This window comes from Arthrobacter cryoconiti (assembly GCF_020905375.1).
Classification (GTDB): Bacteria; Actinomycetota; Actinomycetes; order Actinomycetales; family Micrococcaceae; genus Specibacter; species Specibacter cryoconiti.
In genome coordinates this window covers 1-11,945 of the sequence record NZ_JAJJBU010000004.1, presented here as the reverse complement: position 1 = coordinate 11,945, position 11,945 = coordinate 1, and the positions used below count along the sequence as shown (strand labels likewise).

Genomic DNA, 11,945 nt, shown 5'->3' with positions numbered 1-11,945 from the left:
CCCCTACTTCATGTCGGTCGCCCTCACCACACTGGGGCTCGGCTGGTCCGCGTGTCTCATTGGCGGGTCCTCGCTACTGAACGCCTCCGCGCCGGAGGAGATCCGGGTGCCCTTGCAAGGCGCCAATGACATGCTGATGAACTTCGGGGCGGCAGCGATGGCGGCCGTAGCCGGACCAATCTTGGCCGCTGGCGGCTTCTTCTGGGTGAATATGGTGGCTCTGCTGGTGCTGACCCCAATGGTGGTTCTAGGACTACGTGCCAAGCGGGCGGGCTTGCTCAGGCAGGCACCCGCTTCCGGGCCCGGACATTAGCTCGCAAACGCCCAGCGACTTTCCATGCCCGACCCGACGCGGCTCAGCACTAACCCGACGCGGCTCAGCACCAACCCGACCCGACGGGGCCCAACCCAACCCGACCGGGCCCAGACGCTGATCAAGCACCCAATATATGCCTCAGTGCCTGCTCTAAAGACCCATGGCGGAACTCGTAGCCGCTGGCTACTACCTTGGCACTTGATGCGCGTTGGTCCGCGAGCGCTAGTTCTGTGGCACCTTCGCTACCTAGCAAAAGCTTGGGGCCCACAGTCGGGACGGCCAGTATGGACGGACGGCGCACCACCGCTCCGAGAGTTGTCGCAAACGACTCCGCCGTGACGGGGTGCGGGGCCACAGCGTTATACGCTCCGTGGATCTCGGGAGAGAGCACTGCGTGGGCGAAAATCCCAGCGATATCGTCAATGCCGATCCAGCTCTGCCACTGCTTCTTTCCCACGGGTCCCCCAACCCCCGCTAAGTAAAGGGGAAGCAGCCGCTGCAGGATTCCGCCAGCGGCGGATAGGACCAACCCCGTTCTTACCGTGACCACACGTACCCCGGCCTTGGATGCTGGCAAGCAGGCAGCTTCCCAGTCGCGGCACACCCCCGCCAAAAAACCACTTCCGGCAGGGTCCTCCTCCGTCAATGCCCGAGACGTGCGTTGGCCGTGGCCTCCGGGATTGTGGGGTGTGGCTCCGTAGTACCCAACGGCGGAACCGGACACTAGTGCCCTGGGGCGGCCATCTGAGGCTAGCTGGGCAAGGGTTTGCGCCAACAGCTCAGTGCCCTTGATTCGGCTACTACGGATCAGATCTTTGGTATGTGAGGTGAAGCGACCGCCGATGCTGTGCCCTGCGAGGTTGATCACCGCATCGCATCCAGCCAACTCCTGTGCATCAAGGGTTCCTGCGTCAGGATCCCACGCTACCTCCGTGGCGTTGCGTGCGGGATGGCGCACCAGTTTCACCACTTGGTGCCCTCCGCCGGTCAGAAGGGCGCAGAGTTGCGTCCCGATCAACCCGGAGGCCCCGGTGACAGCAATTTTCAACAACGGGCCGGAATGTCCCTGATGAAATGCCAAATCACCACGCAAAGCCCGTTCCCGAAACGCAAACATGCGCTTGAGTTCGGCATCAAGGTGTTTGCTCACCCAGCCACCACGAAAGCCAAGTGGTAGCTCGTAGTCAACCGCGTCGGTCATGATGGTGCTGCCCGGCACTGGCCCGTCGCTAAAGCTATGCGTGTGTGTCCAGCTAGTGAACGGGCCAGCAGTCATGATGTCGGTAAAACTCTCTCCTGGCACCAACCGCGTGTGCAGTGCTTCCCACCGTAACTCGGGCGCAAGGGCCTGCGTGGAGCGCAGGGACTTTGGCAACATCCCCCGCAGGGACCCAGCGGCAGTCCCCAGCCACATGCCCAGCGACCCAGGTGCACCCACTCCCATGGCCGCCGTCGAGCCCGGGTTAATGCCATCGCTTGGCTCTGCGAGTACATTGCCAAAGAACGACGGCGTGAGGCGGACTAAGGCGCCAGGCCGGGAAAACCAAGTGAAAACATCATCCCGGGCGAAGGGAAGAGCCGTGGTGTACTGAAAGGTGTTCATTGACTCTCCCGATGCTTGTATCTGCTGGGCTCTGAACTTGCCACGTTACCCCGGAGCGCAGACATCTGTTCCTATTCTGGCAGGACCAAGCAAAGTGTCTTTAGACTAATCTCTTCGCCCCAACAGCAATTTTGTCAGTGCTTCTTGGTTTCTTGTTAGATTCGACTAAAAGTTCCAGTTCTTGGTGGAAGGCGCCACATGTTCTTGCTTGAATCCCCAGCCGGCGGCGAAGAATCGCTGATATTTTCTGCCTCAGACTTGGTGACTGCCAGCGAATGCGGCTACCGGACATTGCGAGTCTTGGACGAGAAACTCGCACGCGCCAGCAAGCCGAATTTCCCCCAGGATGCCATGTTGGCCAGGGCGGCAGAGCTGGGTGACGCCTATGAAGCCAAGGTGTTGGCAGAGCTCGTATCCGAGCATGGGTTCTGGGATCCCGTAACGGGGCGCGGAGTAAAAATCGTCGACCGTGTACGGGATGCGGACGGTTTGCCCACGCCGCCGAGTTGGGCATCACTGGAAGCAAAGAGGGAGGAAACTCTGGCGGCGCTGCGCGGTGGAGCGGACGTGGTCTTCCAGGCAACGTTCTTTGATGGCTCACTGGTGGGTTTTGCCGATTTTTTGGTGAAACAAGAGGACGGCTCCTATGCAGTCTGGGATACCAAACTTGCCCGGCACGCAAAGGTCAGCGCTCTTTTGCAGTTAGCTGCCTACGGGGACCAGTTGGGAAAGTACGGCATTCCTGTGTGGCCCGTCACCACGCTGGTCCTGGGCGATCGCAGCCACAGCGATCACCCCATGGCGGACCTGCTGCCAGTGTTTCGTGAACACAGGAACAACTTTTTGGCCCTGACGCAGGCACATCGTTCCGCGCCCAATCGCGTTACTTGGGAGCAGACTGGCATCACGCACTGCGGCCGTTGCAACTACTGCGCCGAGCAGATCGTGCTCCATCATGATCTGCTGCTGGTGAATGGGATGACCGGTTCGCAGCGTCGTAAGCTCATGGCGCAGGGCATCATCACAATCGACCAACTTGCCCGGCTGCCCGAAGCCAACGCAAACGGCCCGCTAGTGCGGCTGCGCGATCAAGCTCGCATGCAGCTACACCTGGATAAACCCGATGGAACCAGCGTGTATGTCAAGGACGGTTCCGCCCACACCGTCTCATTCAAAGTCCTACCGGGGAGCATCAGCCAACTCCCAGCGCCCTGTGACGGCGACATCTTCTTTGATTTTGAGGGCGATCCCCTCTGGCAGGACCCGCTGACGCAAAAGTGGGGGATCGAGTACCTCTTCGGCACCGTGGAGGCCCCGGTTCCTGGTTCCGCGCCCGGCACAAAAGAGGTCTTCAAACCATTGTGGGCGCATTCCCGCTCCGAGGAACGGCAGGCACTCGTTGACTTCATTGCCTACGTTCAAGCCCGACGTACGCAGTTTCCGCAGATGCACGTGTATCACTACGCGCCCTACGAAAAATCTGCGCTGCGCAATTTGTCGGTGTTCCACGGGGTGGGTGAAGACGCCATTGACGACTGGCTGCGCACAGGGCTGCTGGTGGATCTCCTGGACACCGTCCGGCATTCGCTGCGAATTTCCGAAGCGTCTTACTCGATCAAGAAACTCGAGCCCTTGTACATGGGAACAAACTTGCGCGCGGGAGACGTCAAAGATGCCGGAGCTTCCGTGGTTGCCTACGCGCAGTACTGCGCAGCTCGCGATGCAGCCGTGACCGGTGACTGCGCCATGGCTGCCGAAGCGAATAAAATTTTAGCCTCCATCTCTGACTACAACGAATACGACTGCCTCTCCACCTTGCGACTACGCGATTGGCTGTTATCGGTCGGTGCCGCCATAGTAGCCCCCGAACGCGCAGAAAGCACCGGCGCATTGGAAGATGCGACGCCGGGAACACCGGCGTACGAACCCAGCCCTGAAGAGCAACGGCTCCACGACTATTTGGAATCTTTGGCTGCGGAAAAGGGTCACGAATTCACGGCCGACGAAACGGCCATCGCTCTGGTCTCAGCTGCCGCCGGCTACCACCGCCGCGAGGACAAGCAATTCTGGTGGGCTCACTTCGATAGATTGGAAAAAGGGCCAACCGCTTGGAAGGAAGAGCGGAACATGCTGGTGATTGACTCGGTTGAGATTCTCGATGACTGGGCAAAGGCAACACCCCGGGCCCGCACCGAGAGCCGAACCTTACGCCTCACAGGCCAAGCCACCGAGGGCTCGGACTTCCGGGCCGGAACTTCGTGGTTCGGCATGTATGAAGCCCCTCTGCCCGAGGGCTTGAACGAAGACACGCAGGCTCAGCCGTTGCGTGCGGGACTTTTCAATATGACTGTCATGGAAGACGCAGGTGACCCGTCCGCGCCTGAACTAACGACCCTCGTAGTACAAGAGAAATCCACTCAAAAGGTCCCATCTCATACTCAGCTCCCCAGTGCGCTAACCCCAGACAAGCCTGTGCCGACAAAGAGCATCCGAGAAGCCCTTGCCGCACTTGCCAACGAGGTCGGGGGAATGCTGCCGTCTCTGCCCAAACACCCGGGTGTGGAAATCCTCCGCAGGGCCCGTCCTCGACTGTTCGGCGGCGGAGCCCTGCCTTGCGTCGAACAAGGACCGCATCCGACGGATTACATTGGCCCCATCACCGATGCACTCCGGCAGCTGGACTATTCCTACCTTGCAGTCCAAGGTCCGCCCGGGACAGGCAAAACCCATGTGGGATCACACGCCATTGCTGCTTTAGTGGCGGAGGGATGGAAGATCGGCGTTGTTGGGCAGTCACATGCGGTAGTTGAAAATATGTTGCGGGCGGCAATTGAAAAAGCGGGTGTAGACCCCTCGAAAGTGGGTAAGAAGCTCGCTGCGGCCCACGACGTTCCGTGGGAGATCACGGACGAGAAACAGTTCGCGAAATTGCTCACTTCCGAGGATGGGGCGCTCATCGGAGGCACCGCGTGGACCATGACCGGAGCTAATGTGCCTGCCGGTTCACTGGATCTGCTGGTCATTGATGAAGCCGGGCAGTACTCGTTGGCCAACACGCTGGCTGTCTCCGCATGTACCAAACGACTCTTACTGCTGGGTGATCCACAGCAATTGCCCCAAGTTACGCAGGGTTCTCATCCTGCTCCCGTAGACGAATCAGCACTCGGCTGGCTGTCCGAGGGGAAAGCCACGCTTGAAAAGCACCTAGGCTATTTCCTGGCCGATTCGTGGCGTATGCATCCGCAACTGTGCGCCGCCGTATCCAGATTGAGCTATGACGGAAAGCTCAGCTCCGCCCCCGCTGCGCAACTGCGTCATTTGGAAGGCAAGCCAGCTGGCGTGGAGACAGTGCTGGTTCAGCACAACGCCAGCGCACTGGGCGAGAACACGCAGTCTTCCCCTGAAGAAGCCGCAGAGGTGGTGGCACAGATCCAAAGCCACCTTGGTTTCACGTGGACCCCTGGTGAGGGTCTGCCTTCGCGTCCTCTGGAGCAAAAGGACTTTCTCGTGGTGGCTGCGTACAACGCCCAAGTGCACTTGGTCCGCAGCGTGTTGGATGCGGCCTCGCTGTCCGGCGTTCGTGTGGGCACAGTAGACAAATTTCAAGGGCAGGAGGCCGCAGTGGTTCTGCTGACCCTCGCCTGCGCAGATCCCACGGCAGCACCGCGCGGCATGGAGTTTCTGCTTAACCGCAACCGCATTAACGTCGCCATTTCCCGCGGTCAGTGGCGTGCCATCATTATCCGCTCCCCGCAGTTAAGCAACTTCATGCCGTCCCGTCCCGCCGCAATGTCTGAATTGGGCGCCTTCATCGGTCTTTGCGAGCGCGGACAGCAGGCAAACACGGTCATAGCGGCAACCATGGCTTAAAATGGTAGAACCTCCTTCCCCTCGCATGAAAGTTGCTTATGCGCCTCACTGACGACGCCGTTGCGCACTGGCATGCCCAAACGCAGTTGCGGAAGGCCCCGTCCTGGAAATTGTTACAGGGTGCCCCGTGGACTGTGGCGTTCCTGACGGCAGTTTTCTCACCGTCGCGCCAGCGCATTCCACTGGAGGAATTCCATACCGAGCTAACAATGTTCATGAAGCAATTGCGCCGAGAAAATCTGAGTTTGAACGAATCGTGGCAGGCCGCCAACTACGCCGATTCCTGGGTCCGGAGCCAATTTTTGTCCCGTCCCATGGTCGACGGACGCTTCGTTTACGAACCCACCGCCAGTACAGCACGGGTGCTAGCGTTCCTTGAGACATTTATTGCGGAGCGGACCAATCTCAACAGTTCCCGTTTGAACACTCTTTTGACCAGTATTGAGACTCTTTCATTCCAAACAGACCCCGATTCGCACAGCAGAATCGTGGCCCTTGAAGCCGAAATTGTTGCCCGTCAAGAAGAAATCAGCGCCCTGCGTAGTGGCAAGAGTCCTGCCGTCCTTTCCGATGACTCGGCCTTGGCCGCCGCCCGAAGCATTTTGGACCTTGCGGGAAGTCTCCCGGCAGATTTCAAACGCATGCGCGACGGCGTCGATCTGATGCTCCACTCAGTGCGCCAAGAGATCATGGAATCCTCGGTCACTAAGGGTGTTGCCGTCGGCCAGGTCTTAGAAGGTGACAAAGCACTGCGCAACACCGCCGAGGGGGAAACATTTGAAGGCTTCACAGCATTCCTCAACGACCCCATCCAGCAAGCCCGCTTTCGTCAATCCGTCAACGAAGTTCTGGAGCGCGATTTCACGGAGAGACTCACGGCCGCGGAACGAGCCACGCTGGCCACGCTGGTGCGGGAAATGCGTCGCCAAGCCGCCGACGTCCACACCATGTACGGCCGCCTTTCCGAGAGCCTGCACACGTATGTTCAGTCTGCAGAGTTTAAGGACTCGCTGATCCTGCGCAATGCCATTCATGCCGCGGAACAGGCTGTCGCGAAAGCCGCACTTGGGCCTCGGCGAGCCGTCATAGACCCACGCCTGTTCACCCCAAACTTTGAAACCCTCTCGGGTCTAGGAATCTTCAACCCACAAGATCATCTCCCACCCCCCAAACTTGATGCACCCCCTGTGCTCAGTGACGCCGATATCCACCGCACCCCCGTCACGCCCGCGCCGGACATGCCCGTCCTGCACGACGCCGTCGCACGTGCCAGAAGCATCCGCAATGGCCAGGCCACACTGGCGGATGTCTATGCGGGGCTTCCGGACCAGCTGCGCCACATCAACAGCATCCGCGGGCTGATCCTGGCGGCCCGCAGCAGTGAGCAGAGCTTCGACCTCGACGCCACCCAAACACTTCATTTCACCCAGATCGACGGCAGCCAACGGACCGCACGCCTGCCCCTGATCACCTTCACAAAGGACACCGCACTATGACACTTAGTGACGAACTGGCAAAGGACACGCACGACGCCGGGGCCGCACCAGTGCCACTATCCCCAGCCCGCGCTTCCCACACTCCCGGTGACGCCGCCACTGAGCGAGCCCTGTTTGCCGGTGACACGGGTTCCTTTCCCTTGGACATGCGCCAGACACTGGTTCGGCTGTTGCGCGGACCTTACATCGACGGCGCCGCCGATCCCACATTGTGGACCACAATTCTCACGAACAAGGCCTCATTACAGCAGTACCTCAGCGAGATTTTTCTCCTGCTTTCCATAGATCCCGAACGTAAGATTGCGATGCTCGCGCCAGCTGACATTGAGGCTGTGCATACCCAACCCATCGTTGCGCGCAAGCCGTTGCGCCGAGAAGAGACTCTGCTGGCATTGCGGCTGCGAATGCTCTTGGATCGCCATGCGTCGACCGGGACGGACGTCACGATTACTCGCAGCGGTGCCCGTGAGATCCTCGCCGAACATCGTGGTCCTGGCAGCGTCGATGACAAGCGTTTGGATGAGCAAACTGATTCCTCGTTGGGCCGGTTGGTGGCCTTGAAGCTGCTCCTACCAACCGAACTAGCCAGCGAATACCGGGTCAGCAACGCTTTGGCGCTTGCCCTACCGTTTGATTCGATCGACCAGATCCCCGCTTATCTGCAGGCCTTAGAGCCAGAAACAGCAGAGGACGCGGACATTGAAGCGGACGTCGCAACGGAAGAGAACGAATAGATGAGTATTGCCACCACTTTGCCCTTTGGCACTGAAATCAACCCCGGGCAGTACCGTTTAAGCCAAATTCAAATCATCAATTGGGGTACATTCCACGGCCGTCACAGCATGTATGTGGATCGTTCGGGCACACTGTTGACGGGCCACCCCGGCGTGGGAAAGTCGACTTTATTTGATGGCATCGGCCATATCTTTTATGCCGCACCACGCTTGAACGAGTCCGCTCACGAAGCATCAAATCGCAAGGACCGCCGCACAACTTTCAGCTATATGCGCGGACGCAAGATCAAGAGCGCCGAGGGCACCGTTTTCCAGCGGCCCGGTGCTACGTGGTCCGCCATCTCTCTACTCTTCGAGGACGGATTGGGCCGCCAGGTAAGCATCGGCGCGCTCTTTGACTTACCGTCCAATGGTCTAGAAGGCCAAGTGGGCAAACACTATGTGATCGGCACTTCAGCCTTGGACACGGAAGCTTTGGAAAGTCACGGCAGCCGCCGCTTCTCCCCGTCTTCCCTGCATGCCACGCTTCCCGGATGCGAAGCTTTTGACGTTCATAAAACATTCGCGGAACGGTTCCGACGCAAACTCGGAATCGATAACGATAAGGCTTTCAGCCTGCTGCGCACCCTCCAAAACGGAAAGGGGCTGGATAAGGGAGTTAACCGCTTCTTCCGCTATGAGGTACTTGACCGTCCAGCAACGCTGAGCGCCGCCAAGGCAGCGGTGGAGGACTTCAGCCATCTGAGAGGAATCTACCGCGAACTAGAGGACGCCAGAAACCAGCGTGATGTCCTGGCACCCGTACCCGAGTTACACACAAAGCTTCGTGAAGAAAAGGAATCACACGAGCAAACTACAGAGCTAAAAAACGTTCAACTGCCATTACTTCGGCGCCAACTCCTCGCCGATCTCCTAACCAACAACTCAGCAGCGCTCCAGCAACTCCACGGCGAAAAACACGCAGAAATCGAAGCCACCCTGCGACTCAAGGAAACTCTTACAGAGTCCGTGGCAACGCTCGAGGAACAGCACACCAGCCATGGTGGGCTTGCCATTGAGGGCTTAGAGAAAGACATCCGCTCCCTCAAACGAGAACTTGAGGAACGTCTGCGGCTCGAGTCCTCAGTCCGAGACACCCTGGACGCTGCCGGACTCACCCGCGAGTGGAGCGCCGCTGGGCTCAACGCCGCACGGCTGGCCGCAGCAGCGAGCGTCGAACTCCAACAGGCCGAAGCTGACTCCGCCCGTACCAGCGAGTATGAAGCTGTTGCGACCAGCATTAACGCCAAGGCGGAGGAAAGGAAGCTGCGCGCAGAGATCGCGTCCTACCAGCGGCGAGGTACCAACATCGATGGCCGCAGCGCTGCTGCTCGTCGTGCCATCTGTGAAGCAACCGGATTGGAAGCGGCACAGATGCCCTTTGCCGGTGAACTAGTCGACGTGGCCGGCGAGCATACCGAGTGGCGCCCGGCAGCGGAAAAGGTGCTTCGCTCGCTCGCGACGACCCTGCTGGTGCGCAGCCAAGACATCAAGGCTGTCACGGGGGCCATCAACGCCTTGGACGGGCACGGCAAACTTCGTTGGGTGGAACTGGGAAGCTCCGTCACCCATGGAGAGGCTGGGACGGATGAGCTTGCCACCAAATTGGAGTTCGCCACTTCCGACGCCGGTGAATGGGTTCGAGCGAAAATCTGCCGGGATTTTGCCTTCCGGTGTGTTGGTACGGATTTAGAATTGCATCAACATACCCGAGCCATATCTTTAGCTGGCACGCTGAAAATCAATACAACGACTTTTGAACGGGACATCCGTTCAACGGGCCCCCGGGACTACCTTCTGGGTTTCAACAATACTGAGAAGATTGCCCAGCTAGAGGCTCGCGCAGACGATCTTTCCGGAGCCCATAACAAAGCTGCCGAACTGGCGCAACAGCGTAGCAAGGCCAAGGACACCCAAACGAGCCGGCTAGTCGCCTTGAAAACGATCGCCGCGGATCAACGGACTTTTGACGAGGTGGATTCAGGGGCTCTAGCGCGCTCACTGACAAAGTTGCAAGCAATCCTCTCAGCCACCTTGGACAGTAGCGCCGCCCTTGCCGAGATCAGGGACGCCCTAGGTGGCGCCAAAGCGGAACTCGAGGCCGCCGTCGGACACTTAGCAATTCTCCACAACGATCTTGCAGCGGTGGACCAGGAACTTACCCAAGTACAAAAGTCCGCGGAAGCCACGCGCCATAGAGCCCAAGAGTCGCCACCAGCTGATTGGGCAAGCGCCGCCTTTGAACGGTATCTCCATGATGAAACTCCGTCCTCAGTACATGAGCTAGAACAGCTCTTCAGCAAGGCGGCTGTGGACCTGGGTGAGCAAGCAGCCACATTGAAAGAACGGGTTTTCAGGGCTGAAAACGTCTTGTCAGAAATATTCAAAGCCTTCGCCCGTCAGTTTGGACCTACCATGAGCGCCAGCCACGGTACCGGAGCTAACGCGACCACAGAGTACGAGGACCTGTACCGGCGGATTCTCGCTGAAGGCCTTCCGGCGAGGCAAGAAGAATTTCGCGAATACTTCAACAACCGATCCTATGAAAGGTTCTCCGATCTCTTGCAGCTACTCGAGGAGGAACGCCGCGCCATTGCGGATCGGATCCTCCCGCTGAACCAAATCCTGGCAGACGTCCCCTTCGAGAAGGGCAGCCGGCTGCGTCTGGAAGTAAAGACCACCATTCCCGAAGAAGCACGCATATTCCGTGCTGAGCTAAAGGACGCCCTAGGGAACGCCTACAGCAAAGCTACGGAAGAGAAGGTGGCGTCAAGCTACCAACAACTTGAAAAGCTAGTGGATGCACTCAACGATTCTTCCAAGCAGTCATGGATTGACACCGTCCTTGACGTTCGAGCGCACGTGAGTATCAGCTGCAACGAGCACCGACCCAATGGTGAAGTGGAACTTGGCTTGGAGCCTGGCACGCTTTCAGGGGGCGAAGGGCAGCGATTCACCTCTTTCATCATGGGCGCAGCCCTTGCCTACCAGCTCGGCATTGATGAACAGGGCTACAGCACCTACGGAACCGTGATGATAGACGAAGCATTTATCCAAGCGAACTCGGAGTACGCCGGGGCGGGTATTAACGCTCTGCAGGAGTTCGGTTTTCAGCTATTGCTCGCTGCCCCGGAGGATAAGGTCGATCTCTGCCGGCATCTTGGCTCAGTCACGGACATTATCAAACACCCGCAGGCTAATGTGTCCGGATTTGTCTCATCAGGACGGTCACCCGCCACAGCAACAGACATTATCTTGCACTGAAGGAGCCGGACTCCGCCGGACCTCTGAGTGGCCTGCTGGTTATCCCAGAGGAAACGGACCAGATTGCGGGGTGGGTGCACCAACAGTGTTGGTACCCTGGTGCCGCTCTCGAGTGCTGAGTGGATTGCCGCCGCACCCGCTAAACCCCGTTGAGGGGGGTGTTGAGTGCCGGCGTCGGGTGCTGGCTCCTGAGTCGCGGCCGGGAGCGATGTATGTACCGGCACCGGGGGTGTTATATGTACCGGCTCCTGATGCCTGGTGCGTTGCCTGCCTTGGGCACCCGGCGTTGCGGGTGTCGGGTGTGGGGTGTGGGGTGTTGGCTTGCTGCGAGGTGCTTTTTGTGGTGGTGTGTTTTAAGTGGGGGAGGCCCCCACACTGGTGTGTGGGGGCCTCTACCCTTGTGGTGTTGTCCGGCGGTGTCCTACTCTCCCACATCCTCACGAATGCAGTACCATCGGCGCTGTGGGTCTTAGCTTCCGGGTTCGGGATGGGACCGGGCGTTTCCCCCACGCTATGACCACCGTAACTCTTCCTCCGCCCATAAACCCCTGTGTGGTGATCACTGCGGGCAGTGATCATGTGTGGGGTGTGGGGGAATTCTGTGTTGGTGTTCTTTGTGGAAC

General features: G+C 59.0%; 6 protein-coding genes and 1 rRNA gene. 5 read left to right on the top strand and 2 right to left on the bottom strand.

Annotation, left to right across the window (positions count from 1 at the left end; genetic code table 11):
- Positions 1-10: 10 nt before the first annotated feature.
- Positions 11-313: a hypothetical protein gene (locus tag LOH53_RS03005; RefSeq protein WP_230066251.1), complete on the top strand. Its 303-nt coding sequence runs from the start codon at positions 11-13 to the stop codon at positions 311-313.
- A 121-nt stretch (positions 314-434) separates the two neighbouring features.
- Here LOH53_RS03005 and LOH53_RS03000 read toward each other — a convergent pair whose 3' ends face one another.
- On the bottom strand, positions 435-1,919 hold the full coding sequence (locus tag LOH53_RS03000; protein ID WP_230066250.1) for a TIGR01777 family oxidoreductase: 1,485 nt from the start codon (positions 1,917-1,919) through the stop codon (positions 435-437).
- A gap of 198 nt (positions 1,920-2,117) precedes the next feature.
- Between LOH53_RS03000 and LOH53_RS02995 the strand changes: the two genes are divergently transcribed.
- From LOH53_RS02995 to LOH53_RS02980, 4 genes are read left to right on the top strand one after another with little or no spacing between them, the layout of a single operon-like run.
- A complete protein-coding gene (locus tag LOH53_RS02995; RefSeq protein WP_230066249.1) occupies positions 2,118-5,789 on the top strand; it encodes a TM0106 family RecB-like putative nuclease in 3,672 nt (1,223 codons plus the stop codon).
- Between the two features lie 38 nt (positions 5,790-5,827).
- The gene (locus LOH53_RS02990; RefSeq protein ID WP_230066248.1) at positions 5,828-7,285 is read left to right on the top strand and encodes a DUF3375 family protein; all 1,458 of its coding nucleotides are present in this window, start codon (positions 5,828-5,830) and stop codon (positions 7,283-7,285) included.
- Positions 7,282-8,019, top strand: coding sequence for a DUF4194 domain-containing protein (locus LOH53_RS02985; RefSeq protein ID WP_230066247.1), 738 nt, complete (start codon positions 7,282-7,284; stop codon positions 8,017-8,019). The genes LOH53_RS02990 and LOH53_RS02985 overlap by 4 nt, the downstream gene beginning before the upstream one ends.
- Positions 8,020-11,322 (top strand): ATP-binding protein, encoded by a 3,303-nt coding sequence (locus tag LOH53_RS02980; protein WP_230066246.1) that lies wholly within the window; start codon positions 8,020-8,022, stop codon positions 11,320-11,322.
- 408 nt (positions 11,323-11,730) lie between these two features.
- Here LOH53_RS02980 and rrf read toward each other — a convergent pair.
- Positions 11,731-11,847: ribosomal RNA gene (rrf, locus tag LOH53_RS02975) — 5S ribosomal RNA — on the bottom strand.
- Positions 11,848-11,945 lie beyond the last annotated feature (98 nt).

What these genes read in the sequence shown, in the direction of transcription:
- LOH53_RS03005 (WP_230066251.1), top strand. Translation starts at nt 11, where the DNA reads ATGTCGGTCGCCCTCACCACACTGGGGCTCGGCTGGTCCGCGTGTCTC.
- LOH53_RS03000 (WP_230066250.1), bottom strand. Translation starts at nt 1,919, where the DNA reads ATGAACACCTTTCAGTACACCACGGCTCTTCCCTTCGCCCGGGATGAT.
- LOH53_RS02995 (WP_230066249.1), top strand. Translation starts at nt 2,118, where the DNA reads ATGTTCTTGCTTGAATCCCCAGCCGGCGGCGAAGAATCGCTGATATTT.
- LOH53_RS02990 (WP_230066248.1), top strand. Translation starts at nt 5,828, where the DNA reads ATGCGCCTCACTGACGACGCCGTTGCGCACTGGCATGCCCAAACGCAG.
- LOH53_RS02985 (WP_230066247.1), top strand. Translation starts at nt 7,282, where the DNA reads ATGACACTTAGTGACGAACTGGCAAAGGACACGCACGACGCCGGGGCC.
- LOH53_RS02980 (WP_230066246.1), top strand. Translation starts at nt 8,020, where the DNA reads ATGAGTATTGCCACCACTTTGCCCTTTGGCACTGAAATCAACCCCGGG.